Raw genomic sequence first — 25,433 nt, 5'->3', positions numbered from 1 at the left:
TGATCGCAAGGAGTCCGCCATGCCGACCTTCACCACCTCCGACGGCACCGAGATCTACTACACCGACTGGGGCACCGGGAAGCCGGTCGTGCTGAGCCACGGCTGGCCGCTGAGCTCCGATGCGTGGGCCGTCGAGTCCAAGCTGCTCGCGGACGCGGGCTACCGCGCCATCGCCCACGACCGCCGCGGTCACGGCCGCTCGACCAACACCGACCGCGGGCACGACATGGACACCTACGCCCGCGACCTCGCGGAGCTCATCGAGCACCTCGACCTCAGCGACCTCGTCGTGATCGGGCACTCGACCGGCGGCGGCGAGGTCGTCCGCTACGCCGCGCAGCACGGCAAAGGCCGCGTCCGCAAGGTCGTCACCGCCGGCGCCGTGCCGCCGATCATGGTGAAGTCCGACACGAACCCCGAGGGCACCCCGATCGAGGCCTTCGACGGCATCCGCGCCGGCGTGCTGGCCGACCGCTCGCAGTTCTACAAGGACCTCGCGGTGCCGTTCTACGGCTTCAACCGCGAGAGCGCCACGGTCTCGGAGGGCCTGATCGACGACTTCCAGCGCCAGGGCATGCTCGCCGGACTCGCCGCGGCGTACGAATGCGTCAAGGTCTTCTCCGAGACCGACTTCACCGAGGACCTCAAGGCGCTCGAGGTGCCGATCCTGCTCGCGCACGGCTCGGACGACCAGATCGTGCCGATCGCGGCGGCGGCCGAGAAGTCGATCGGCCTCGTCTCGGACGGCACGCTCAAGGTCTACGAAGGCGCGCCGCACGGCATCGCCGGCGAGTACCAGCAGGCGCTGATCGCCGACATCCTCGCCTTCATCGCGGACTGACCGCGGAACCGGTCCAGGAGCGTCGTCCCTCGGCGGGCTCCTGGGCCGGGATCAGACGCGGACCCGCCGCTACGGCACGATGTTCTGATTGAGGTGGAACACGTTGTCGGGGTCATAGGCGCGCTTCACCGCACGCAGCCGGTCGTAGTTCGCACCGTAGTTGCTGGACACCTTCGGCTGATCGTCCTGCGACGCGAAGTTGATGTAGCCGCCTGGCTGCGAGAAGGGCTCGATCGCCGCGTAGTAGTCCTTCACCCACGCAGTGTTGGCGATGTTCTGCGTCGGATCCGGCCACATGCCGGCGATCACCAGCGCGAAGTTCGCGTCGCGGTGCCCGAAGGCCGTCGCGTCGGACGCCACGTCGTGGCACGCGCCGTTGATCGGGTAGAAGTGGACCGTCGAGTTGACCGTCGGCACCCGCGGGCCGTGTTCCATATGGGCGGCCACCGACTCCGGCGTGAGCTCGTCGAGGAACGCCGCCTTCCAGTAGTGCTGCAGGCCGGGAGGAACGAGCCCATCGAAGGCGCCGTTCAACGCGGCGTAGGGCATCGGCCCGGTCATCTCGGCTACGGGCTTCGCGACGTCGCGGAACCCCTGGATGATCTCCTCGCCCTCGGATGAGGGCCCGTTGTAACAGAAGATCACGGCCATGAATGGCTCACCGGCGCGGTCCTCCGGGACGAACGGCAGCGGAGGAGCGATCTGGAACGCGGGGAACCCGCCGAACTCGCGTGGCGCGGTCCGCACGTACTCGGCGAAGTGCGCCAGGATCGCCGGGGCGTCCGCGAGCTCGAAGAACATCGGGCCGCCGTAGATCTCGGAGACGGGGTGCAGCTGGAATCGGAACTTCGTCACGACACCGAAGTTGCCTCCCCCGCCGCGGAGAGCCCAGAACAGGTCGGGCTCCTCGTCCGCACTCGCCGTCACCACTCTCCCGTCGGCGAGCACGACTTCGGCCGCGAGCAGGTTGTCGCACGAGAGGCCGTGGCCGCGGGCGAGGTAGCCGATGCCACCACCGAGCGTGAGCCCACCGACGCCCGTCGTCGAGATGATGCCGCCGGTCGTGGCGAGGCCGAATTGGGCGGCCGCCTCATTGAACATCCCCCAGGTGGCCCCACCTCCCACTTCGGCGGTCGAGGATGCTGGGTCGACCGCCACCGAGGTGAGGTCTCCCAGATCCGCGACGAGCGCGGCGTCGGCCGTTCCGAAGCCCGGCACGCTATGGCCTCCACCGCGGACCGCGAGGTCGCTCCCGTCCTCCGCGGCGGCGCGGACGACGGCCGCCACATCCGCGGCGTCCTGGCACCGCACGACCGCGGAGGGTCGGCGGTCGATCATCGCGTTGTAGACGATCCGCGCCTCGTCGTATCCGTCGTCGCCTTCTTCGACGACCGAACCCTTCACGCTGCTCCGCAGCGAATCCATCACCTTCATGGACATGGTCGACCTTCCCATTGACGCACACGGGCACAGCGACCGCACGGGGGCGTGCGGGCGTCGGCACCGGTTTGAATCGACGCTCCTCGCCGCGACCGTCGCTGTCAAGAAGGTCGGTATCTGACAGCGGCTCTCACTGGGAGTGTCGGAGGTTTGTTCTCATCTCAGGGTATGTGCACCACCGATGCGCTCCACTGCGACGACGCGGCCACCCTCGTGGCCGAGCTCGATCGCGTGCGGCGCGCGCAGGCCGGGCTGGAGGCGGAACGCACCCGACTGCTCGACGAGCTGCGGCGGGTCAGCGAGGCGCACCAGGAGCAGATCGTGTCATACGACCCTGGCTCGCCGACCGCGAAGAAGGCGGCGCGCGGCATGGATGTCGCAACGGATGCTGCGGACTGGGTGGCCCGCTCCACCCGCGCCGAAGTCGCCTGCGTGCTGCGCGTCACTGAACGCCAGGCCGCCGACCTGCTCCACCAGGCGCGGGTGCTGTGCGCCGACCTGCCCGCCACGATGGCCGCCCTCACCTCCGGCGAGATCTCGTACAAGCACTCCACCGCGCTCGTCGAAGACGCCGAGATGTTCACGCCACTGCACCGGGCCGCGTTCGAGGACGCCGTCCTCGCCGGACGGCTGGACGTCACCGCGCAGCGGTTCGCGCACCGGTCCCGCCGGATCCGGGAACACCTCGACCCCGACACCATCCGGGAACGGGCCGACCGGGCGGTGCTGTCCCGAGACGTGACCGTGCAACCCGCCCGCGACGGCATGGGCTGGCTCATGGTCTACGGCCCGATCATGCAGCTCCACCTCGCCCACACCCTGCTCACCGGCACCGCGAAAGACGAACAAGAAGCCGGGGACCCGCGCACGTTGGGCCAGTTGCGGTTCGACGCGCTCATCGACGCGCTGCTGCGCAACGACCGTCCTCTCGGCGTACCCGACAGCGCCGACCCCACCAAAGCGCTGCGCCCGGTCCGCGTCGACGTCACCGTGACCGTGCCCGCGCTCACCCTGCTGGGGCAGAGCGACGAGCCCGCCGTGCTCGACGGCTACGGCCCCATCCCCCGCGATGTCGCGATGACCCTCGCCGCCGGCGCCACCTCCTGGCGGCGCGTGCTCACCCACCCCGTCACCGGAATCCGACTCGTCTACGACCGCACCACCTACAAAGCCCCCGCCGCCCTCCGCGCCTGGCTCGCCGACCGGGACGGAACCTGCCGGTTCCCCGGCTGCGACACCCCCGCCACCCGCTGCGACACCGACCACAACGTGCCCTGGGCCGACGGCGGCTGCACCGACCACGACAACCTCGCCCACCAATGCAAGACACACCACCGCCTCAAACACCACACCCGCTGGACCGCACGCCTCGATGACGAACTCCTGGTCTGGACCAGCCCTACCGGCCACGAGTACTGCACCACCAACCGCGAAGACCGCGCCCCCGCACTCACACCACTCAGAACATGAGGCGGGGCACCCGGTGGCCAGATCTTCTCAGGGGGCGTCCGCGACGATCTCGGCTTTGAAGCCGCCCGAATTCTCCAACCAGCCCGCGTAGTGACCTGGGCCTCCCGCATGCGGATAGCGTTCCTGATACAGCGGACGCCAGCCGTGCTGCTCGGCCTCGGCCATGAGCGCATCGATGCGATCGGGGGCGCCGCCTTTGAAGGCGAGGTGGTTCACCCCCGGTTGCCGGCGATCGTGCGTCGTCCCTGCGAGACTCGGTGAGGTCGTGACGGTGAGGTATGCACCTCCCGCCGCCCACGAGACACCCTCGGGCCACTCGCTCTCCAACGAGAAACCCAACCGCTGCAGGAGCCAGCCCCACTCCGCACGCGCCTGCTGCAGATCTGCGATCCAGATCTCGACATGATGGAAGCCCGACACCCGCCAAGTCTCGCAGCGCCGGCGGGAGGGCGGTCGCGGGCCTGCGTCAGTCGATGCGCACCGCGGATCCGGACACGACGATCCCGCCGGTCGCGGGGATGTCTACCGTCAACTCGCTCGGCCGGCCGACATGACTGCCCTGGAGGATCACGACGCGCGCGGGCACCGCCCCTACCGCGCCAGTGGTGCGCAGGTACCCGCCGGTCGCGGCCGCCGCCGCGCCCGTCGCGGGATCCTCGATGATCGGCCCGACCGGGAAGACGTTGCGCGCGTGCCACGTATCCGTGGCTTCGGGCCACAGAACGATCATGGTCGCCGGCCAGCCTCGCGCGTCGAGCACAGCTCGAGCACGAGCGGGATCGATCGTGAAGGCGTCGAACCGCTCCCGGTCGGCGAGCACGATGAGCGGATGCCAATTGCCGCCGAACGCCTGCGCGGGCGGAAACGCCGGGTGCAGGTCGGCGTCTGACAGACCGATCGCCGCGAGCACATCGGCCAGAGCATCGGCGGGCAACGGAGCGGTCTCGGGCGAGACGCTGGTGAAGGACACTCGCCGATCCCCCGCCTCGGATTCGGTGACGATGTCGACGACTCCGACCGGCGTCTCGAACGAGATCCGGCCATCGCCCTCGACCTCGGCGATCGCGGCCGCCGCGGCGACGGTGGCATGGCCGCAGAACGGCACCTCGGCATGGGGAGAGAAGTAGCGGATCGCCTGCCCGGCTCCGTTGCGGGCCGCGGTCACGAACGCCGTTTCGGCGTACCCGAGGTCTGCGGCGATGCCGAGCATCGCAGCATCCGTGAGTCCATCTGCATCCAGCACGACGCCCGCGGGATTGCCGCCCGCGGGGTCGGAGGAGAAGGCCGTCCATCGCTGAATGTCGATCGAGGTCACCCGGTCACGATAGGTCACCCTGGGGCGCACCGGTCGCCACAAACCGACCGATTCCTGCCGATCAGCGAGCGCGACGGCGACGGGCGATCCCGATCCAGATCAGCGCCAGGCCGATCACGAGCACGATCGGACCGATCGTGGCCCACAGCGTGGACCCGGTCATCGACGACCCCTGCAGCACGCCGACCCCCTGCAGGGTCCACACCAGCCCGACAGCGCCCAGGATCACGCCGGGCACGAGGAACGGCCACATTCGCTTCACGGTCCCGACTCTAGGGTCGCGGCTCCCCTGGCGACAGGCCCCGGCGAACAGGGCGGTGGCAGGATCGAGGGGTGGCCGACGGCGAACGGGTGTCCTGGACGAGCCCGGCGAGCACACAGTGGCGCGATCACCCCGAGGGCTTCCGACGCTGGGAGACGTCGACTCCCCTCGGCGACGGACCGGCCGCCTGGGACTGGGCGCGCACCGAGGTGCTGCGGTGGGGCGTCAAGACCCGCAGCGGCTTCACCGTCTCTCCGTATGCCGCCGTTCGGACGGGCGACCGGCCGGTGATCATGGCGCACCCGTTCGGGCTGTCCGTGCGCGAGCCCGTCGAGGTCGTCGCCGTCGTCGATGCGAGCGACCGCGTGGGCTTCGCTTACCGGACGCTCCACGGCCACCCGGTCACGGGAGAAGAGGCCTTCATCGTGCACCGAGACGGCGACTCGGTGCTCCTCACGATCCGCTCGCTCACGCGGCCGGGTCGCGGGCATTGGCGCGTGATGTACCCGGTGCTGCTGCTCGCACAGGCGGTCGCCCGCCGCCGCTACCTTCGCGCGCTCCGGGTCCGTGCCGCCCGCTGACCCACGCCGACCCTACTCCCCGCCGAGCTCGCCCGGATTCGTGAGGCGCCACGTGTCCGTCGGCGGGACGATGGTGCCCTCGATCTCGATCGGAACCGTCACCGTGTTCGGCCCTGCGGTCCACGTGATGCTCCCGACCTCTTCGCCGTCCGTGTAGGTCTTCGGCGTGGTGGTCGTCATCTCCACCGAGATCGGGGTGTCGGACCACGTGAAGATCGTCACGTAGTCGGAGACGACGACCTGCGCCGATGAGCCCCACGGGGTCGTGATCGTGCCGACCTGCTGATCTCGCTGGGCGAGCGGCACCTCGTGGAACCCGGCACGGATGCTGTCGATCAGCCTCATCACGTCGGCGTTCACGTTCGCGCGCGTCATTCCGCCGAGGATCACTCCGGTCACGGCGAGCGGCTGCGCGGTACCGACGGGGACGGATGCGGTGAACAGCAGGTTGTACGTGCCCTCGCCGAGGTTGCCCGTCTTGAGGCCGGTGATCCCGTTGCTCCCGAGCAGGTCGTTGGTGTTCACCATGCGGCCAGGACCCGGCAGCGAGAGGGACGACGTCGCGGCGATGCTTGCGACCACCGGATTCGCGGCGGCGATCTTGCCGAGCGCGATGAGGTCGGCGGGCGTGCTGGTGTTGCGCGCGTCGAGGCCCGTGGGCTCGACGATCGTCGTGCCGGTGAGTCCGTTCGCCGCGAGCCACCGCTGCGCGGCACCCCGGAAGGCGCCCTGCGATCCGAACGCCCAGGTCGATACAGCCTCCGCGTAGTTGCTCGCCGACGGGATGAGCATCGTCGCGATCGCATCGTGCAGCGACATCGAACTGCCCGTGGGCATCGCCGCGATCGTGGCGCCCCGCACGTAGTACTGGTCGTAGAGGTCGTGGTCGGCCTTGCTGAAGGTGATGGTCGGCCCCGGGTCCGCAGCATCCGCCAGTGGATGGCGGTCGAGGATCACGAGCGCCGTGATGATCTTCGTGATGCTCGCGATCGAGCGCGGCTCGCCCGTGCCGCTCGTCATCCAGATGCCGCTCGCCTCCGCCCCGAGGTACTCGTCGCCGCCGGCGACCGCGATCGCCGCGGCGCCGGTGGACGGGAGTGAGACCGCGGCCGCCGCGGGCACCGTGACCGGCGGCTCGTGCGTCTCGACGACCGGCGCGCTCACCGGTGCCGTCAGCGCCCACCACACGTAGCCGCCGGGGACGCCGACCAGAACCACGAGCACGATCGCGGTGACGATGAGTCCGATACGCCGGCGACGACGCCGGGCCGCCGGATCCGCCTCGCGGCTCGGCAGGTCGCCGAACATCTGCTCCTGGCTGATCAGCTCGGTGAAATCGGAGAACTCGTCCGTAGGCGGCTGCGTCGAAATGGAAGGCTCCCGTCGAGATGCTGACCCCATCATGCAGCATTGAGACTCCCCGTCTCACCACCTTTCTCTTCCTCGATATGGAGAACGGATGCTGCGGCCCTCGTCTCGCCGCAGATCACCGTCGTAGGGTGGGCCTGTGTCGATCAGGTCGGTCGTCAGGAGTGCCGTCGGCGCCGCGTTGCTCGTCAACGCCGTGCCGCACGGCGTGAGCGGTGTGCAGGGACGACCGTTTCCCAGTCCGTTCGCCGATCCACCAGGTGTGGGGTTGTCGTCCCCGCGCGTGAACGTGGCATGGAGCGCGGCCAACGCGATCGCGGGGGCGCTGCTGTTGCGTCGCGGAATCCGATCGCGTGGCGAAGCCGTGGGCGCCGCCGTCGGGGCGGTGGCGATGGCCGTGACGATCTCGTTCCACTTCGGCGACGTGCTGGCGGGTGGCCGCGGGCTGCGAGGACTCGCCCGCAGGCGCGCGGGAGCCGGCTTCTCGGGTCCGCCTCGCCTCCTCGTGAAGGCGACCGAGTCGATCGCGATCGCCCTCGCTGGACGCCGCTGGCTTCCGCTGTGGGCGGTTGTGCACCATCGTGGGCGCAAGAGCGGCGCCGAGTACACCACTCCGGTCGCGATCGTGCCGTCCGTGGATCCGGCGCTCGTGCTGATCGGCCTGCCGTGGGGCCGGAACACGAACTGGGCGCGCAACGTCATCGCGGCGGGATCGGCCGATGTCACCTGGTCCGGTGCGACTCACTCGACCTCGTCGCCCCGCATCATCGAGCCGGCCGAGGCGGCGGATCTCGCGAAGCCGATGTTCCGCGCGATCGTGGCGCGGATGCCGGGGGCGATCGTGCTTCGACGTTCGCCCGGGTCCGATTTCTGATCGAGTCTGATCCTCTGGGTCTCTCCCTCAGTGTCGGAGGTAAGTTCTAGAGTGGAAGCATGTTCATCGACCCGGAGCTGCCCGACCCGGTGCTTCCGGACGAACTCGATCTCGTCGTCGAAGCCGCCGACATGATGACGGTGATCGCCGCGCAGCGGCTGGCGCGCATCGACGCGATGCGGCGCGAGGCCCTCCGCGATGCGACCCGCAACGGCAGGGTGCTGACCGAGGTCGTGGAGCGGGGGGTGCAGCTGGAACTCGCGGCCGCGCTGCGCATCACCGAGCACGCGGCGGGCGATCTGCTGGGCTTCGCGGAGGCGTTGGTGCATTCGTATCCCGCGGTGCTGACGTCGATGGAGCGCGCCCGTGTCACGGAGCGGCACGCCGAGATCCTCGTCGCGGCGGTGAACGAACTCGAACCGGAGTTCCGCGGGCAGGTGCTCGAACCGGGCCTCGCGCTGGCCGAAGCGGAGCCGGTGGGCACGTTCCGCCGCAAGCTCCGGACGCTCATCGACACCGTCCGATCGGCGACGCTCACCGAACGGTACGAGCGCGCCGTGACGAAGCGCCGGATCGTGGCCGAGCTCGACGACGACGGGATGGGTTGGCTGCATCTCTACGCACCCATGGTCGCGATCACCGCCGCACAGGCACGGGCCACCGCGATGGCGAAGGTCGTCACAGCGACCGACGGAGACACGCGCACTCTCGACCAAGCCCGCGCCGACGTGGTGCTCGACCTCCTCATCGACGGTTCGGTCGAGGCGCATCCCGAGCAGGCGCGTGGTGCGCGGGCGACGGTGTTCGTCACCGTGCCGGTGCTCGCGCTTCTTCACAAGACCGATGCCTCCCGCGCGGCCGCAGGCATCGGCCCGCCGGTCGTCGAAGGGATCGGGCCGATCCCGCTGCCCGTGGCCAGGGAGCTCGCCGTCGGCGCGTCCGGGTGGACGCGGGTGCTCACCCACCCCGAGACAGGAGTGGTCCTGTCCGTCGGCCGCGATCAGTACCGGCCTCCACCGGCGCTGGCGAAGCTGGTGAAGTGGCGGGCGGATCGGTGCATGGGGCCCGGCTGCGGGATGCCGGCTTCCCGGTGCGACATCGACCACAACGTCGACTGGGCTCTCGGCGGAAAGACCGAGCTGACGAATCTCGGGCCGTTTGTGCGAAGGCCATCACACCGTCAGACATCACACCGACTGGACGATCGAACAGGTTCCCGGTTCGGGTGGCGCCATCCTGTGGACCTCTCCCGCCGGCCGCCAGTACCTCGTCAAGCCAGAGCGCGCCGTACCCGTGTTCCGTTCGACGGACCACGGCGACGCACCGTTCTGATCTTCGGCCCTGCCTTGACGGGCTCGCGTGCACGGCGGTCTCCGGCATCGCCTTTCGCGTCCGGATGTGTGCCACCGTGGCGCGGTGACGCACTGATACCGGGCTCCGCACGTCGCGGTCGTTGCGTGACGCGGAGGCCCCGCGACACAGCCCAGTCGATATGGTGAGCGCATGACGCGCACGCGGGGATGGGCGACGGTGTGGACGGTGGTGCGACTCGCGATGGCGGGGGTGACGGTCGCCGCGATATCGGCCCAGCTGACCAAGTCCATCGGCACGGCCATCGAGCTCGGCCGTGACGTCCCGACGACGATCGCGAACTTCTTCAGCTTCTTCACGATCCTCTCGAACGCCGCCGCGGCGGTCGTGCTGGCCTGGATCGCGGTGTGGTACCTGTTCAAGGGGCGGAGAACGGATGCTGAGCCCCACGGTCTCGCGGTCGCACTGGCGTGCGTCAGCACCTACATGATCATCACGGGCATCGTCTACAACACCCTGCTGCGGGGTATCGAGCTGCCGCAGGGCAGCGCACCGATCCCGTGGTCGAACGAGGTGCTGCACCTGATCGGCCCGATCTTCCTGCTCCTCGACGTGTTCCTCGGACCGCTCCGCCGATCTTTGCCGTGGCGGAGCCTCTGGGCCGTGGTCGCATTCCCGATCGTCTGGGTGATCTACACGATGATCCGCGGACCCCTCGTCACCAACCCGGTCAGCGCTGATCCGTTCTGGTACCCGTATCCGTTCCTCAACCCGAACAACCCCGGTGGCTGGCCCTCGGTGGTCCTCTACGTCATCGGGATCGCAGCCGCGATCGTCGCGGTCGGGGCCTTCGTCGTGTGGTGGGGCCGGCGCCGAGCGGCATCCGCCATGGCCTCGGATGACGCTGGGGAGGCGGCATCCGTCCCCTCCTCCGTCGCGTCGGACTGACTCCCACCAGCCGTTCCCACAGGCTGAATCGTGTCCCCCGAACGGCGGACACGCCCGGATTTCCGCGGCTTTTGTCGACGTTGTCCACCAAACGGTGGACACGTTGTAGCTTCCTGACAACGCCGGGTATCGGGCGCGCGTTTTCCGCACGGTGCCGACACAAAGGTTTGATACACCCCCGTATCCGCGGGAGTACATCTGTGCTCGGGGCAACAAGCGACACGCACCACGCGTGATGTCGAAAGGGGTAGGACATGCACTGGGCATGGTTTCGAATCGCCGCGGCACTCACCGGGATCTCCGGAGTCGTCGCGGGGTTCATCGTCAACGTAGACCGCGCAGCGCGCCAGGGGCAGGGCCTCGGCGATGTGCTGGCGAACTACTTCAGCCTGTTCACGATCGTGTCGACGCTGCTCAGCATCGTCACACTGTTCGCGGCCGCATCATGGGGGATGCGGCACCCGGGCTCCTCGCGCGAGCCGTTCGGCATCGCGCTGGCCCTGGCGGCGGTCACGGGTCCCGTGCTGCTGCTCGGGCTGGTCTACAACGCGCTGCTGCGCGGACTGCCGTCTGCCGTCGCGCCCGGCGACTCCGCGGGGATCGCGATGCTCGACAAGTACGCGGCCGAGGTGCTGCACGTGGTCCTGCCGATCTACTTCGTGCTGGACCTGCTGCTGGCCCCGCGCCGGCGGGCACTGCCCTGGTGGTCGCTCGCGGTGCTGGTCGGCTACCCGCTGGCATGGACGACGTACACGATGGTCCGCGGCGAGCGCGTCGCGAACCCGGACGGCACCACACCGTGGTGGTACCCGTACCCGTTCCTCGACCCGCACGGCGCGGGCGGCTACTCGTCGGCGTTCACCTACATCGGCGTGATCCTCATCGGCTTCCTGGCGATCGGCACGATCATCATCCTGATCGGCCGGTACCGCGAGAAGCGGTCCACGCGTCACGGCGCACCGGCCGCACGCCACACGCTGCTGATCTGATCAGCGCCACGGGGGGACGGATGCCTCGGAACGAGGCATCCGTCCCCTTAACTAGACTGGAGGACTATGTCGAAGGTCCTCCAGTCCCTGCCCGTCGGCGAGCGCGTCGGCATCGCCTTCTCGGGAGGACTTGACACCTCCGTAGCGGTCGCGTGGATGCGCGACAAGGGCGCGATCCCCTGCACCTATACCGGCGACCTGGGTCAGCCCGACGAGGACGACATCGACGCGATCCCGAGCCGCGCCCTCGAGTACGGCGCCGAGGTGTCGCGGCTGGTGGACTGCAAGCCCGCCCTCGTCGAGGAGGGCTTCGGCGCCCTCGCGTGCGGCGCGTTCCACATCCGCTCGGGCGGCCGCACCTACTTCAACACCACGCCCATCGGCCGCGCCGTCACCGGCACGCTGCTCGTGCGCGCCATGAAGGAGGACCGCGTCGACATCTGGGGCGACGGCTCCACCTACAAGGGCAACGACATCGAGCGGTTCTACCGCTACGGCCTGCTGGCGAACCCCGCCCTGCGCATCTACAAGCCCTGGCTCGACGCCGACTTCGTCACCGAGCTCGGTGGCCGCCAGGAGATGAGCGAGTGGCTCGTCGAGCACGGCTTCCCCTACCGCGACTCCGCCGAGAAGGCGTACTCGACCGACGCAAACATCTGGGGCGCGACGCACGAGGCGAAGACCCTCGAACACCTGAACGTCTCGCTCGAGACGGTCGAGCCGATCATGGGCGTGCGCTTCTGGGACCCGTCGGTCGAGATCGAGACCGAAGACGTGACGGTCACCTTCGAGGCCGGCCGGCCCGTCGCCCTGAACGGCGTCGAGTTCGCCGATCCCGTCGCGCTCGTGTTCGAGGCCAACCGCATCGGCGGACGCCACGGCCTCGGCATGAGCGACCAGATCGAGAACCGCGTCATCGAGGCGAAGTCGCGCGGCATCTACGAGGCGCCGGGCATGGCACTGCTGTTCACCGCGTACGAGCGCCTCGTCAACGGCATCCTGAACGAAGACACGCTCGCGACCTACCACGAGCAGGGCCGCCGCCTCGGCCGCCTCATGTACGAGGGCCGCTGGCTCGAGCCGCAGTCGCTCATGCTGCGCGAATCGATCCAGAAGTGGGTCGGTTCGACGGTCACCGGCTCGGTCACGCTGCGCCTGCGCCGCGGCGAGGACTACACGATCCTCGACACGACAGGCCCGCGCCTGTCGTACCACCCCGAGAAGCTGTCGATGGAGCGCGTCGGCGACGCCGCGTTCGGCCCCACCGACCGCATCGGCCAGCTCACCATGCGCAACCTCGACATCGCCGACTCGCGCGTGCGCCTCGAGTACTACGCGTCGAAGGGCCTCATCGGCGGCGCGACGGGCGAGCTCGTCGGGCACCTCACGCAGGGCGAAGCGGGCGAGATCACCGAGCGCGCCGAGAGCTTCAGCGCTGCGCAGGAAGAGCTGGCTGAGGCGACGGATGCTGCGAACGAGGCGTCCGCGTTCGACCTGGGAACCGACTGACTGATGCCGCAATAACTTGCACACGACTGTGCAAGTTATCTAACCTGGAGGCATGACCTCCCCGATCGATGCTGCGCGCCGTCCGCGGCGTGACGCCCTCGAGAACCGCGCGGGCATCCTCGCCGCGGCTCACGTCGCCCTCGCGCACGACCCCCGCGCGTCCGTCGACGCCATCGCCCGTCAGGCCGGCCTCTCGCGCCGAGCGCTCTACGGGCACTTCGACGACCGCGACGCCCTGGTGCGCGAACTCGTCGCGCAGGGCGCCGCGCGCTTCAACGCCGTCGCCGCCTCGATCGACGACCCCGACGCACGGGTCGCGCTCGCGCGTCTCGCCGCGGCCCTCTGGAACGAGGCGGCGCACGTGCAGGTGCTGGCGGCGATCGCGCTCGACGAGGCCCACCTCGACGAGACCGCGACGGCGCTCGCACCCCTGCGCCGCACGGTCGTGCGGATCGTGCGCGACGGGCAGGACGCCGAGGTGCTCCGCACCGACGTCGCCGCCCCGACGCTCGCCCGTCTCGTCGAAGAGACCGCGCGCACCGTCATCACGCGCATCGACGCCTCGTCGCCCGCCGCGCGCGACCTCGCGGTGCGCGCCGTGCTGAGCATCGCCGGGCTGTCGTGGCGCCAGGCCGATGCGCTGCTCGACGAGCACCCCGACATCCTCGCGGCCCCTGAGGCGGCGAGCGCGTGAGGGTCGTGCTCGACGCGGTCGGCAAGGGCCGCCGCGAGCATGCGCTGCCGGTGACCTCGGCAGCCTTCGAGTCCGGCCGCGCCACGCTGGTCGCCGCCGAGACCGAGCAGCGACCGACGGTGCTCGGGCTCATCGCGTCGGGCCGCATGCGCCCCGACACCGGCCGCGTGGAGGTGGACGGGCGGGCGGATGCCTCGGCCCTCCGCCGCCGGATCGCACTGGTCGACGCTCCCGAGGTGTCGGAACCCGAGCCTGACGTCACGCTCGCCGGTGTGGCCGCCGAGGAACTCATGTTCGCCGGGCGCCGGTCGGATCCCGTCGCGGTGCGACGCTGGCTCGACGAGCAGGGACTCGGGGACGAGGCATCCGTCCCCGTCTCGAACGTCGATCCCGCCGGCCGCGTGCGGGCGCTCTGCGAACTGGCGGTGCTGCGCACGGGCGTCGAGGGGATCGTGCTGGTCTCGCCCGACCGCCACGGCGGCGAGCCCGCCGCGTGGTGGGCCGTGGCCGAGGAGGTCGCGGGCCGCGGGTACGCGGTGCTCGTGATCGCGGGGCAGGCCTCGCAGGGGGTGGCGCGAACTTCGCTCGTTGAGCGAGCGAGGAACGAGCGAGTCGAAACGCGCCGCACCGTCGGTCGACCCCGGGTACGCCGGCTCACGACCCCCACGAAGGGCGGCCGGGCATGAAGGTCCCCCAGATGATCCTCGCGGAGCTCCGGCGGCTCGGCTCCACGCGCATGTCGCTCATCGCCCTGATCGCGCTCATGGTGGTGCCGATCCTCTACGGCGGCCTGTACCTGTGGGCCAATCGCGACCCGTACGGCCAGCTCGACCAGGTGCCGGTGGCGCTCGTCGTCGCCGACACCGGCGCCGAGCTCAACGGCACCGACCGCAATCTCGGCGACGAGGTCGCCCGGGAGCTCATCGAGGACGGCACCTTCGACTGGCACCTCGCCACCGCCGAGGGCGTCGACGCGGGCCTCGACGAGGGTGACTACGACTTCGCGATCGAGCTGCCCGCCGACTTCACCGCGGCCATCGCCTCGATCACGACCGGCGACCCCCGCACGGCGGACATCATCCTGCACACCAGCGACGCCAACAACTACCTCGCCTCGACGATCGGCACGCAGGCCGTCGAGCGCATCCAGGCGACGATCACCGAGAAGGTCGTGGCCGAGGCGGGTCTCACGATGCTCGACGCCCTCGACACCATCCGTGTCCAGTTGACGGATGCTGCCACCGGCGCTTCGCAGCTGGTCGACGGTCTCGCGCAAGCCGGCGACGGCGCGTCGCAGCTCTCCGACGGGGCGACACAGCTCGCCGACGGCACCGCCCGGCTGCGGGACGGCGCCGCCCAGCTCTCCGACGGCGCCTCGCAGGTCGCCGACGGCGCGGCCCAGGTCGCCGACGGCACCGCACAGCTCGACGCGATCGCGGATCGCATCGGCGCAGCAGCCGCGTCCGCGATCTCGGCACTGCCCCAGGTGCGCGACGAGATCGCCGCGAAGCTCGGCGAGGCGGGCCTCGACCAGGCGCAGATCGACGAGGTGCTCGCCACGCTCGATCCGGTGGGCGATCGGCTCGACGCGGTCGACAGCCGCGTGCAGGGAGCGGTCGCGCAGGTCGACCGGCTGAACTCCGGCGCCCAGCAGGTCTCGGCGGGAGCGGCCACCGTCGCCGCCGGCTCGGCGACCCTCGCCTCGGGCGCGGCGACCGCGGCCGACGGCGCAGCGCAGCTGCGCGACGGCGCGGCGACGCTCGACAGCGGCCTCACGCAGCTCGAGGACGGCGCGACGCAGCTGCGCGACGGACTCGCTGCGGGTGCCGCCCAGCTCCCCTCGTACGACGCCGACACACGCCAAGCCCAGGCCGACACCCTCGCGGCGCCCGTCGAGGTCGAGCGCTCGTCGCTCACGCAGGCGCAGAACTACGGCGCCGGCCTCGCGCCGTTCTTCGCCGCCCTGGCGGGCTGGATCGGCATCTACGCGCTGTTCCTCATCGTGAAGCCCGTCTCGAAGCGCGCGGTGACGGCGCTGCACTCCCCGATCCGCATCACGCTGGCCGGCTGGGCGACCCCGGCCCTCCTCGGCGGCGTCCAGATGCTCGGCCTGTTCGGCGTGCTGGCGCTCGCGCTCGGCTTCTCGTTCGCGCATCCGCTCGCGACCCTCGGGATCCTGCTGCTCGCCTCGGCCACGTATGCCGCCATCGTGCTCGCACTCAACGTGTGGCTCGGCTCGGTCGGACAGTTCCTCGGCCTCGTGCTCATGGTGCTGCAGCTCGTGACCGCGGGAGGCACGTTCCCGTGGCAGACGCTGCCCGCACCCCTGGCGGCGCTGCACCACGTGCTGCCGATGGGCTATGTGGTCGACGCGATGCGCCAGGTCATGTACGGCGGCAGCCCCGAACGAGTGTGGCTCGATCTCGCCGTACTGCTCGCCTGGCTCGTCGGCGCGGGCGTGATCGCCGCGATCGGCGTCACCCGCATGACCCACTTCCGCACGCTGCGCGACCTGCAGCCGAGCGTCATCGGGTAGCGATCGCTTGCCGGCGCGACAAGAGGCCCGGCCTGCTGAGAGTTCCGGGAGGGAGCCGGGGAGGCGATTCGGCGGCCGGCGCACCCCGGGGTTAGCATGCGGAATGGTGCCGTTGCGACCCGAACGCGCGCGGCACCGAATGTCGCGGTGTCCGGCACCGCGTTTCCCCCCACCTCGCCCGGAAAGCCTTTTCAATGTCGAAGCCCCAGCCCTCCCCCTATGCCGTCGACGACACCGTGCATCGCCGGTCGGTGGGGAGGACGGTCGGCATCGTCCTGTTCAGCATCCTCGCGGGCATCGTGGTGGTCGCCCTCATCGCGGTCGGCTTCGTCGCGTACACCGCGCAGCGCTCGTTCCCGCAGCTGAGCGGCGCGGTCAAGGCGGCCGGGCTCGAGGCCGAGGTGACGGTGCAGCGCGACGTGCTCGGCATCCCGACCATCACCGCGGACTCGCCGGGTGACCTCTTCTTCGCCCAGGGCTACGTGCACGCGCAGGACCGGTTCTGGGAGATGGACTTCCGCCGGCACGTCACGAGCGGGCGCCTCTCCGAGATGTTCGGCGAGTCGCAGCTCGGCACCGACAAGTTCCTGCGCACCCTCGGCTGGCACGACATCGCCCGGCAGGAGGTCGACGCCCTCGACGCCACCGAGCGCGCCTACTACGACGCCTACGCCGACGGGGTGAACGCGTACCTCGCCGACCACCAGGGCGCCGACGCGTCGTTCGAGTACGCCGTGCTGGGCCTGCAGAACCCGGACTACCAGATCGAGCCCTGGACGCCCGCCGACTCCGTGGCCTGGCTGAAGGCGATGGCCTGGGACCTCCGCAGCAACATCGAGAGCGAGACCGAGCGCGCCGTCATGGCGCCGGACTTCACCGAGGCCGAGATCGACCAGCTCTACCCCGGCTACCCGTTCGATCGGAACCCGGTCATCGTGCCGAAGATCTCGACGGTGCCGGCGCTCGGCACGGCTCCCGACCTCCTTGCGGAAGAGGGTGCGGCCGAGGGCGAGGGTGATGCGGCCGGCGACGCTGCGGGAGACACGGATGCTGCCACCGCCGCGATCGAATGGACCGAGGTCGACAGCGTGATCGAGGCCGTCGGCGAGCTCGTCGGCGACGCCGGCGAGGGCATCGGCTCGAACTCGTGGGTCGTGTCGGGCAGCGCCACCGACACCGGGATGCCGCTCCTCGCCAACGACCCGCACCTCGGAGCGTCGCTGCCGAGCGTGTGGCACCAGATCCAGCTCAAGTGCTCCACCGTGAGCGAGGAGTGCCCGTTCGACGTCGCCGGCTTCGGCTTCTCGGGCCTCCCCGGCGTCGTGATCGGCCACAACGAGCGCATCGCGTGGGGCTTCACGAACCTCACGACCGACGTCACCGACCTGTACCTCGAGAAGGTCGAGGGCGACTCGTACTGGTACGACGGCGCGCTCGTGCCGCTCCAGACGCACACCGAGACGTTCAAGGTCGCCGGTTCGGAGGACGTCGAGCTCGAGGTGCGGTCCACCGCGAACGGGCCGATCGTGTCGGGGCTCACCGACGACTTCACCTCGATCGCGGAGGCCCCGTACACGGGGACGGGCGGCACGGTGACGGAGCCGCCGGCAGATGCGCCGGCAGGCGAGACCGCCGTGAGTCTGCGGTGGACCGCGCTGCAGCCCGGGACCACGGCATCCGCCATCTTCGCGCTCAACACTGCCAAGGACTTCGACGACTTCCGCGGCGCCGCGGCCCTGTTCGACGTGCCGGCGCAGAATCTCATCTACGCCGACGTCGACGGCAACATCGGGTACCAGACGCCGGGCAAGCTGCCGATCCGCGGTGCCGGCGACGGCTCGATGCCGCAGCCCGGGTGGGACTCGACGTATGCCTGGAAGGGCTATATTCCGTTCGAGGAACTTCCGGTCTCGTACAACCCCACCGAGGGGTACATTGTCACCGCGAACAACGCGATCGTCGGGCAGGACTACACGTACCCGCTCACACGCGACTGGGACTACGGCTGGCGCGCGGCCCGCATCACGGAGCTGATCGAGCGGGCGATCGCGAAGGGTCCCGTCACCGCGGACGACATCAACGCCATCCAGGCCGACAACTATTCCTTCATCGGCATGCGCCTCACGGCCGCCTACGCCGAGGTCACCACGGGCGACGACGAGACGGACGCCGCACTCGACCTGCTGCAGGAATGGGACGCCCAGAACAGCGCCGACTCGGCGGCCGCGGCGTACGCGAACGTGCTGTGGGACACCCTGGCCGAGAACGTGTTCGTCGACGGACGCGAGAACGCGGCACCGCTGAGCGGCCAGGGCCGCCAGTTCCTCGTGATCGATGCGCTGCTCGACGACGAGGCGTCGCCGTGGTGGACCAACGAGGAGCTGGGCGTGGACGGCATGACCGACATGCTGAAGCGCTCCGCGATCGACGCCTACGAGCGACTCGTCGACGCCCAGGGCGACACCCCATCGCGCTGGAACTGGGGGAACCTGCACGCGCTCCCGCTCGAGAACGAGAGCTTCGGCCAGTCCGGTATCGCGCCGATCGAGTGGCTGTTCAACCGTGGTCCGTTCCCGGTCGGCGGCGGCTCGTCCGTCGTCAACGCGACCGGCTGGGACCTCGGCTCGAGCTTCGCGACCGTCACCGTGCCCTCGATGCGCATGATCGTCGACCTGTCGGACTTCGACGCCTCGCGCTGGAACCAGCTCACCGGCCAGAGCGGCCACGCCTTCCACACGAACTACACCGACCAGGTGGAGTCGTGGCAGAAGGCGGAGCTGACGCCGTGGGCCTACACGTCCGCCGCCGTGGATGCTGCGGCGACCGACACCCTGGTGCTCACGCCCTGACCCGGGACCTGCCCGCCGGCCCGGCCTGACGCGTCAGCCGCCGGAGGCGGGCGGGGTGCGCTTGGAGTCGGCGAGCTCGTCGACGTGCAGTCCGGCCTCGTCGATCGTGCCGTTGCGGTAGGCCTGGCGGCCGACCATGTGAGCCGAGAGCGGTGCCGTGGCGAGCTGGATCAGCACGACCGGCACCAGGAAGGCGACCACCGGCCACGACCGCAGCGACAGCGCGATCGCGAGGCAGATGAGGATCAGCCCGAGCACCTGGGGCTTGGTCGCGGCGTGCAGGCGGGTCGGCACATCGCGGAAGCGCAGCACGCCGATCGCGGCGGTGAGGCAGAGCAGCGCGCCGATCAGGATCAGGATCATCGCGGCGAGGTCCAGCATGGCGTCCATCAGCGGTCCTGGTCCCTTCTCGCGACGAACCGCGCGATCGAGATCGATCCGAACACGCCGACGGCGGCGATGATCAGCAGCACCGGCAGCGTGCGCGTGTGGTGGTTGATGGCCATCTCGGCGCCGAGCACGCACATCACGAGCGTGAGCAGGACATCGGATGCCACGGCCCGGTCGAGGATCGAGGGCCCGATGACGATGCGCCACAGCGTGAGCAGCGCCGCGACCGCGAATATCACGTAGATCGCGAGCAGCAGCACGTTCATCGGCCACCTCCTCTTCGTCCGCTGGCCGAGCCGGCGGCACTCGGGCGGGTCGCAGCATCCGTCCAGATCGCCTGCAGCTGTGCGCGCGAACCCACGGCGCGCACGATGCGCTCCTCCCAGTGATGCACGCTCGCACGCTGCTTCTCGACGTCGCGGTCGTCGCGAACGCCGATGACGTGCAGGTACAGGATGCGGCGGTCGCGATCGGTCTCGACGATGAGCGAGCCCGGGATGAGCGAGCAGGTGACCCCGACGTGCGTCATGATCAGGTCGTCATCGGTGCGCAGCTGCACCCCGATGATCGCCGCTCCCGGCTGCCGGCGGAATTCCAGCACCTGCCACGCCACCATGAGGGAGCCCTGCACCACGGCGACCATGAACTCGACGACGAAGACGAGTCCCCACCACAGGTTGACGCGTCCCGACAGCTCTACCGGCGGCAGGCGGAAGACGCGCGTCACGACGAGAGCGGCGACGAGTCCGGTGAGGAACGCGAGCCACGTGAACTGGCCCCACAGCAGCATCCACAGGGCGATGAGCCACACGAAGAACGGCAGCTGCCGCCACGCCGTCGCGAACCCGCGGCGAAGCCGGCCCTGGGGCAGGTCGGGGCTCACGGGGTCTTCTCCGTTCCCGCGAGGTCATCCTGGAGTTGAGTCAGCGACACGGGCTGCAGCAGCGCCTCGCCGATGCGGGTGCACACGTCGTACAGCGGCCCGGCGAAGATCGTGAGGGCGACGGTGATCGCGACCATGCCGGTCGTCGCTGCGGTCATGATCCTCGGGATGACGCGGCGCTCGGTCTCGACGCCGGCGGCGGGTGCCGAGCCTAGGTACGAGATGCGGGCCTCGGTCTCGGCCGAGTCCTCGTCCTCGCGCCAGAACGACAGGTTCCAGGCCCGCATCAGCGCGTAGAGCGTGAGGAGGCTGGTCAGGATGCCGCCCACCATCAGCACCATCATGATCGGCGTGCCCACCTGAGCGGCCGCGTCGAACAGCGCGAACTTGCCGATGAAGCCCGAGAACGGAGGCAGACCGCCCAGGTTGACCGCGGGGATGAAGTACAGCACCGCGATGACGGGCGCCGCCTTCATGAGGCCCTTCACCCGGAGGATCGACGTCGAGCCCGCGCGACGCTCGACGAGACCGACGGCGAGGAAGAGGGTCGTCTGCACCACGATGTGGTGGACCATGTAGTAGATCGTCGCGCCGATGGCGGCCGGCGTCGCGATCGCGAGCCCGAAGATCATGTAGCCGATGTGGCTCACGAGCGTGAACGACAGGATGCGTTTCAGCTCCGCCTGCGCCACCGCGCCGAGCACGCCGACGATCATGGTCGCGAGCGCCACCCACATGAGCAGCTGGTTCACGTCGTTGTCGAGGAAGAGCTCGGTCTCGGTGCGGATGATCGCGTACACGCCGACCTTGGTCAGCAGTCCGGCGAAGACCGCCGTGACCGGGGCAGGCGCGGTCGGGTACGAGTCCGGCAGCCAGAACGACAGCGGGAACACCGCGGCCTTGATGCTGAACGCGAGCAGCAGCATGAGGTGCAGGATCAGCTGCGTCTCCTGCGGCAGCTCGCCCATGCGCTCGGAGATCTGCACCATGTTCACCGTGCCGAGCGCGCCGTAGATCATGGCGATCGCCGCGAGGAAGAGGATCGACGACACCAGCGAGACGACGATGTAGACGACGCCGGTGCGGATGCGCGACTCGGTGGAGCCGAGGGTGATCAGCACGTACGAGGCGACGAGCAGGATCTCGAACCCGACGTAGAGGTTGAAGAGGTCCCCCGCGATGAACGCGTTGAAGATGCCCGCGCCGAGGATGAGGTACGAGGGATGGAAGATCGAGACGGGGGTGTCGTCGTCGCCGTCCGCGGCACCCTGGCCGACGGAGAACAGGAGCACCGCGAGCAGCACGATGCTCGACACGACCACGAGAAGAGCCGCGAGCCGATCCACGTAGAGCACGATGCCGAACGGGATCGGCCAGCCGCCGACCGAGACCGCGATCGGCTTGTCTCCGGTGTCGACGACGAACAGCAGGATCGCGGCGATGACGGTGACCGCGCTGAGCGTGACCACCGACACCATGACCTGGGTCTTGCGGTGACGCCCCGCGATCAGCGCGATGGCGGCGCCGAGCAGCGGAAGCGTGACGAGGAGGGGGACGAGGGCGGGCGCGATCTCGGTCATGCGTCATCGCCCCGATCCCGCGGATCCTGGTCGGGGCGGTCCACCGGCGCGTCGTCGCGGAGGCCCGCGAAGTCGCGCGCGCCGAGGATCATGATCGGCGCCGTCGCGGTGCCCACGAAGTCCGTGGTGGCATCGTCGTCGGCGTCTTCGATCTCGGTCTCCTCGTCCATGGTGTCTTCGTCGGCGGCGCCGCGGGAGCGCACCTCGAGATCGGCCTCGTCGTCCGAAACGGTGTCGGCCTGACCGAGCTGCCAGGACCGGTAGATGAGGGCGAGGAGGAACGCCGAGACGGCGAACGTGATGACGATGGCGGTGAGCGTGAGGGCCTGCGGGAGCGGGTCCGACATCTCGTCGACGGATGCCGAGCCGAAGAACGGCGCGACGCCCGGGTCTCCCATGACGATGAGCAGCAGCAGGTTCGTCGCGTTGCCGAGCAGCAGGAACCCGATGAGAACGCGCGTGAGGCTGCGCTCGAGCATGGCGTAGACGCCGCACGCGAAGAGCACGGCCATCACGATGATGAGGACGAGGGACACGTTCACGGCACGGTCACCCCCTGCTGCTCGCGCGCTTCCTGCGCCTGGCGGTCGACCTCCGCGCCAAGGCTGCGCAGCACGTCGAGCACGAGGCCGATGACGACGAGATAGACGCCGATGTCGAACAGCGTCGACGTGACGAACTCGACGTGGCCGAGCAGCGGCACGTCGTGGATCTCCCAGAAGTAGCTCGTGAGCGGCTGATCGCCGAGGAACACCGGCACGATCGCGCACGCGACGGCGATCGTCATGCCCGTGCCCAGCAGGCGCCCGGCGTCGGTGGGTGCCGCGGCGCCGAGCTCGTAGCGGCCGCCCGCGACGTAGCGCATGACGAGCGCCATGCCCGCGACGAGGCCGCCCGCGAACCCGCCGCCGGGCAGGTTGTGCCCGGCGAACAGGAGGTACAGCGACACGATGATGATCGTGTGGAAGAGGATCCGCACGATCACCTCGAGCATGATCGAGCGGTTCTCGGGCCGCACGCGCTGGCCGCCGACGAGCCACGCCATCCGTCCACCGCCCGCGCCGCGCGGCTGGACGCCCTCCGCGGTCTCGACCAATGGGCGCCGCGTGCGCGTCGCGCCGGTGGGCAGCGACGAGATCGCGCGCGACAGCGTGTCGGCGCGGTGGGTGACGAAGACGAGGGACGCCACGCCCGTCGCGGCGAGGATCAGCACCGACAGCTCGCCCATGGTGTCCCAGCCGCGCAGGTCGACGAGGGCGACGTTGACGACGTTCTTGCCGTGGCCGAGCTCGTACGCGAGGTCGGGGAAGGCGTCCGAGATCGGCTTCTCGACACGGGCGCTGGTCGCCACGATGGCGACGAGCGCCATCGTGATGCCGACCGCCGCGCCGAGGACCGCGCGGGCGAGGGGCCAGACCGAGGCGTTGTGCTCGCCGAGGCGCGACGGGATGCGGCGCAGCACCAGCGCGAACGCGACGAGGGTCACCGTCTCGACGAGGATCTGGGTGAGCGCGAGGTCGGGTGCGCCGCTGGTCGCGAAGAGCAGCACCATGCCGAGGCCGGTCACCGACACCAGCACGACGCCGGTGTATCGCTTGCGCGCGCGGATCGCGATGAGCCCGGCGGCGATCATGATGGGGGCGACGAGCAGCTGCGTCGGGGTCTGGTAGGCATCGAGCTTCGCCTGCCAGTCGTCGCTCGCGAACAGCGCGGTCGCCTCGGCGGCGACGAACACGACGAAGATCGTGCCGACGTAGACGGGCAGCGAGCCGCGCTGCGTGAGGCTCGTGGTGATCACCGACAGGCGCGCGACGACGCGGAGCGCGCCGTTGTACGCCTCGGCCGCGGTGAACGGCAGCAGGCGCTTCGCGGGTCGCCAGCCGCGCGTCACCCAGAATACGAAGACGCCGATCGCGATCGTGGCCAGCGAGATCCACAGCGCCGGCTCGAGCCCATGCCACAGCGCGAGGTGGGCGGGATGCTCAGGCGGGGCGACGCCGGGCGTCGACGACGGCGCCTGGTCGGCGTAGGGCGTGAAGACCTTGTCGAGCCACGGCGCGAAGGCACCCGCGACGACGGTGAGGCCCGAGAGCACGATCGGCGCCACGAGGAATCCGATCGGGGGGTCGGGCCACTCCGTGTCGGGCATACGGTCGCCGTTCGCCTCGCGCTTGGTCGAGAACGCGCCCCAGAGGAAACGGATGCCGTATCCCGCCGTCAGCACAGATCCCAGAGCGACGCCCACGAGGGCCACGATCCCCCACACGGCGCCGCCCAGCGCCTCGTGCAGGAGCGCGGCGAGGGCGCCCTCCTTGGCGACGAAGCCGATGGTCGGGATGATGCCGACCATCGACGCGACGGCGATGATCGAGAACGTCGCCATGACCGGCGCCTGCCGGCCGACGCCCGAGAGCTCGGTCAGGTCGCGGGTCGACAGCTGGCGGTCGAGGACGCCGACCACGAGGAACAGCGCCGACTTGAAGAGGGCGTGACTCAAGAGCAGCGCGAGACCTGCGAGCGCAGCATCCCGTGTCCCATATCCGAGGACGACGGTCAAGAGGCCCAGCTGGCTCACCGTGCCGAAGGCGAGCACGCGCTTGAGGTCGGTCTCGCGCAGCGCCTGGAAGCCGCCGAGCAGCATCGTGAAGACACCGAGCGAGATCACGATCGGACGCCACGGCGGAGCGATCGCGAACACCGGGGCGAATCGGGCGATGAGGTAGATGCCTGCCTTGACCATGGCCGCGGCATGCAGGTAGGCGCTCACCGGCGTCGGGGCCGCCATCGCACCCGGCAGCCAGAAGTGGAAGGGGAAGATCGCCGACTTGCTGAGCGCGCCGACCAGGATCATCACGAGCGCCGCGTTCACGACCGGGCCTGACGGCGCCTCGGCGAGGATCGTCGAGATGCGGGAGGTTCCCGCGTCGACCACGAGCAGCACGACGCCGATCAGCATGACGAGTCCGCCGAGCGTCGTCACGAGGAGGGCCTGCAGAGCGGCACGACGGCTTGCCGCGCGCTTGTTGTAGTACCCGATGAGGAGGTACGACAGGACGCTGGTGACTTCCCAGAACATCACGAGCACGACGAGGTCGTCGGTGAGGACGAGTCCGTACATCGCTCCCGCGAACGCGAGCAGCACCGCCGCGAACTGGCCGAGATTCTCGGTCTTGCCGCGGAAGTACCAGCGGCAGTAGATCATCACGAGGGCGCCGACGCCGGTGACGACCAGCGTCATGAGCCACGACAGCGTGTCCATCCGCATCGAGAGATTGATGCCGAGCGGCGGGATCCAGGCGTATGTCTCGAACGGAATGTCACCCGCGAGCACCTGCGGCGTGAGCACGGCGGCGTAGAGGAATCCGGCGATCGGGAGGATCGCCGCGACGTAGAAGGCGCGGGCGCCGATGCGCGCCACGAGCCACGGGAGCAGGACCGGGACGACCGCGAACGCGCCGAGAACGAGGAGCATTCGGGCCTCCTCGGGTTCGTCGGCACGCGCACATCAGAGGAGGACGGCGCACAGCCCAGGCGATCGGGGTGTCTGTGACCATCCTAACGGGCGCGCCGCGCCCGATCGCCCGGACGGCATA

General features: G+C 69.9%; 23 protein-coding genes. 12 read left to right on the top strand and 11 right to left on the bottom strand.

The genetic code is table 11. The annotated features are described in order from the left end of the window. The first annotated feature begins 19 nt into the window (after positions 1 to 19). Positions 20 to 841: an alpha/beta fold hydrolase gene (locus ACEYYH_RS00305; protein WP_374976331.1), complete on the top strand. Its 822-nt coding sequence runs from the start codon at positions 20 to 22 to the stop codon at positions 839 to 841. Between the two features lie 69 nt (positions 842 to 910). Here the strand turns inward: ACEYYH_RS00305 and ACEYYH_RS00300 are convergent, their stop codons facing one another. Further along, positions 911 to 2,281 carry an FAD-binding oxidoreductase gene (locus tag ACEYYH_RS00300; protein ID WP_374976330.1) on the bottom strand — a complete coding sequence of 457 codons (1,371 nt, stop codon included), beginning with the start codon at positions 2,279 to 2,281 and terminating at the stop codon, positions 911 to 913. Positions 2,282 to 2,449: 168 nt separating this feature from the next. On the opposite strand from ACEYYH_RS00300, the gene ACEYYH_RS00295 reads away from it, so the two are divergent. Further along, complete coding sequence (locus tag ACEYYH_RS00295) at positions 2,450 to 3,751, top strand: DUF222 domain-containing protein (RefSeq protein WP_374976329.1); 1,302 nt, start codon at positions 2,450 to 2,452, stop codon at positions 3,749 to 3,751. Between the two features lie 27 nt (positions 3,752 to 3,778). Here ACEYYH_RS00295 and ACEYYH_RS00290 read toward each other — a convergent pair whose 3' ends face one another. From ACEYYH_RS00290 to ACEYYH_RS00280, 3 genes are all read right to left on the bottom strand, one after another. Continuing rightward, entirely contained in the window at positions 3,779 to 4,171 is a 393-nt protein-coding gene (locus ACEYYH_RS00290) for a VOC family protein (RefSeq protein ID WP_374976328.1), read from the bottom strand. Between the two features lie 46 nt (positions 4,172 to 4,217). Next, complete coding sequence (locus ACEYYH_RS00285) at positions 4,218 to 5,066, bottom strand: PhzF family phenazine biosynthesis protein (RefSeq protein WP_374976327.1); 849 nt, start codon at positions 5,064 to 5,066, stop codon at positions 4,218 to 4,220. 61 nt (positions 5,067 to 5,127) lie between these two features. Then, the gene (locus tag ACEYYH_RS00280) at positions 5,128 to 5,319 is read right to left on the bottom strand and encodes a hypothetical protein (RefSeq protein ID WP_374978278.1); all 192 of its coding nucleotides are present in this window, start codon (positions 5,317 to 5,319) and stop codon (positions 5,128 to 5,130) included. A gap of 80 nt (positions 5,320 to 5,399) precedes the next feature. Between ACEYYH_RS00280 and ACEYYH_RS00275 the strand changes: the two genes are divergently transcribed. After that, a complete protein-coding gene (locus ACEYYH_RS00275) occupies positions 5,400 to 5,909 on the top strand; it encodes a DUF1990 family protein (protein WP_374976326.1) in 510 nt (169 codons plus the stop codon). A gap of 12 nt (positions 5,910 to 5,921) precedes the next feature. On the opposite strand, the gene ACEYYH_RS00270 is transcribed toward ACEYYH_RS00275, so the two are convergent. Continuing rightward, on the bottom strand, positions 5,922 to 7,313 hold the full coding sequence (locus ACEYYH_RS00270) for a D-alanyl-D-alanine carboxypeptidase family protein (RefSeq protein WP_374976325.1): 1,392 nt from the start codon (positions 7,311 to 7,313) through the stop codon (positions 5,922 to 5,924). A gap of 226 nt (positions 7,314 to 7,539) precedes the next feature. On the opposite strand from ACEYYH_RS00270, the gene ACEYYH_RS00265 reads away from it, so the two are divergent. The 9 genes from ACEYYH_RS00265 (at position 7,540) to ACEYYH_RS00225 (ending at position 18,987) form a co-directional block, all read left to right on the top strand. Next, complete coding sequence (locus ACEYYH_RS00265; protein ID WP_374976324.1) at positions 7,540 to 8,151, top strand: nitroreductase family deazaflavin-dependent oxidoreductase; 612 nt, start codon at positions 7,540 to 7,542, stop codon at positions 8,149 to 8,151. Between the two features lie 59 nt (positions 8,152 to 8,210). Further along, a complete protein-coding gene (locus ACEYYH_RS00260) occupies positions 8,211 to 9,650 on the top strand; it encodes a DUF222 domain-containing protein (RefSeq protein WP_374976323.1) in 1,440 nt (479 codons plus the stop codon). Positions 9,651 to 9,654: 4 nt separating this feature from the next. After that, a complete protein-coding gene (locus tag ACEYYH_RS00255; RefSeq protein ID WP_374976322.1) occupies positions 9,655 to 10,410 on the top strand; it encodes a Pr6Pr family membrane protein in 756 nt (251 codons plus the stop codon). Positions 10,411 to 10,664: 254 nt separating this feature from the next. Beyond that, complete coding sequence (locus ACEYYH_RS00250) at positions 10,665 to 11,399, top strand: Pr6Pr family membrane protein (RefSeq protein ID WP_374976321.1); 735 nt, start codon at positions 10,665 to 10,667, stop codon at positions 11,397 to 11,399. A gap of 66 nt (positions 11,400 to 11,465) precedes the next feature. After that, positions 11,466 to 12,908: an argininosuccinate synthase gene (gene argG / locus ACEYYH_RS00245; protein WP_374976320.1), complete on the top strand. Its 1,443-nt coding sequence runs from the start codon at positions 11,466 to 11,468 to the stop codon at positions 12,906 to 12,908. Positions 12,909 to 12,960: 52 nt separating this feature from the next. Then, a complete protein-coding gene (locus ACEYYH_RS00240) occupies positions 12,961 to 13,602 on the top strand; it encodes a TetR/AcrR family transcriptional regulator (protein ID WP_374976319.1) in 642 nt (213 codons plus the stop codon). Further along, positions 13,599 to 14,288 (top strand): hypothetical protein, encoded by a 690-nt coding sequence (locus tag ACEYYH_RS00235; RefSeq protein WP_374976318.1) that lies wholly within the window; start codon positions 13,599 to 13,601, stop codon positions 14,286 to 14,288. Before ACEYYH_RS00240 ends, ACEYYH_RS00235 begins: the two co-directional genes overlap by 4 nt. Continuing rightward, a complete protein-coding gene (locus tag ACEYYH_RS00230) occupies positions 14,285 to 16,138 on the top strand; it encodes a YhgE/Pip family protein (RefSeq protein ID WP_374976317.1) in 1,854 nt (617 codons plus the stop codon). The genes ACEYYH_RS00235 and ACEYYH_RS00230 overlap by 4 nt, the downstream gene beginning before the upstream one ends. Before the next feature lie 194 nt (positions 16,139 to 16,332). Beyond that, positions 16,333 to 18,987 (top strand): penicillin acylase family protein, encoded by a 2,655-nt coding sequence (locus tag ACEYYH_RS00225; protein ID WP_374976316.1) that lies wholly within the window; start codon positions 16,333 to 16,335, stop codon positions 18,985 to 18,987. A gap of 33 nt (positions 18,988 to 19,020) precedes the next feature. Here ACEYYH_RS00225 and mnhG read toward each other — a convergent pair whose 3' ends face one another. From mnhG to ACEYYH_RS00195, 6 genes are read right to left on the bottom strand one after another with little or no spacing between them, the layout of a single operon-like run. Beyond that, complete coding sequence (gene mnhG / locus ACEYYH_RS00220; RefSeq protein ID WP_116195070.1) at positions 19,021 to 19,377, bottom strand: monovalent cation/H(+) antiporter subunit G; 357 nt, start codon at positions 19,375 to 19,377, stop codon at positions 19,021 to 19,023. Beyond that, positions 19,377 to 19,643, bottom strand: a complete 267-nt coding sequence (locus ACEYYH_RS00215; protein WP_220288949.1) for a monovalent cation/H+ antiporter complex subunit F — start codon at positions 19,641 to 19,643, stop codon at positions 19,377 to 19,379. The genes mnhG and ACEYYH_RS00215 overlap by 1 nt, the downstream gene beginning before the upstream one ends. Beyond that, a complete protein-coding gene (locus ACEYYH_RS00210; protein ID WP_374976315.1) occupies positions 19,640 to 20,260 on the bottom strand; it encodes a Na+/H+ antiporter subunit E in 621 nt (206 codons plus the stop codon). The genes ACEYYH_RS00215 and ACEYYH_RS00210 overlap by 4 nt, the downstream gene beginning before the upstream one ends. Beyond that, a complete protein-coding gene (locus tag ACEYYH_RS00205; RefSeq protein WP_374976314.1) occupies positions 20,257 to 21,840 on the bottom strand; it encodes a Na+/H+ antiporter subunit D in 1,584 nt (527 codons plus the stop codon). The genes ACEYYH_RS00210 and ACEYYH_RS00205 overlap by 4 nt, the downstream gene beginning before the upstream one ends. Continuing rightward, a complete protein-coding gene (locus tag ACEYYH_RS00200; RefSeq protein ID WP_374976313.1) occupies positions 21,837 to 22,382 on the bottom strand; it encodes a Na(+)/H(+) antiporter subunit C in 546 nt (181 codons plus the stop codon). Before ACEYYH_RS00200 ends, ACEYYH_RS00205 begins: the two co-directional genes overlap by 4 nt. Continuing rightward, positions 22,379 to 25,312: a Na+/H+ antiporter subunit A gene (locus ACEYYH_RS00195; RefSeq protein ID WP_374976312.1), complete on the bottom strand. Its 2,934-nt coding sequence runs from the start codon at positions 25,310 to 25,312 to the stop codon at positions 22,379 to 22,381. Before ACEYYH_RS00195 ends, ACEYYH_RS00200 begins: the two co-directional genes overlap by 4 nt. Positions 25,313 to 25,433: the final 121 nt, after the last annotated feature.

This window comes from Microbacterium trichothecenolyticum (assembly GCF_041938625.1).
GTDB lineage: Bacteria > Actinomycetota > Actinomycetes > Actinomycetales > Microbacteriaceae > Microbacterium > Microbacterium trichothecenolyticum_D.
Note: the sequence above shows the minus strand (reverse complement) of the source record. Positions and strands in the feature narration are given on the sequence as shown.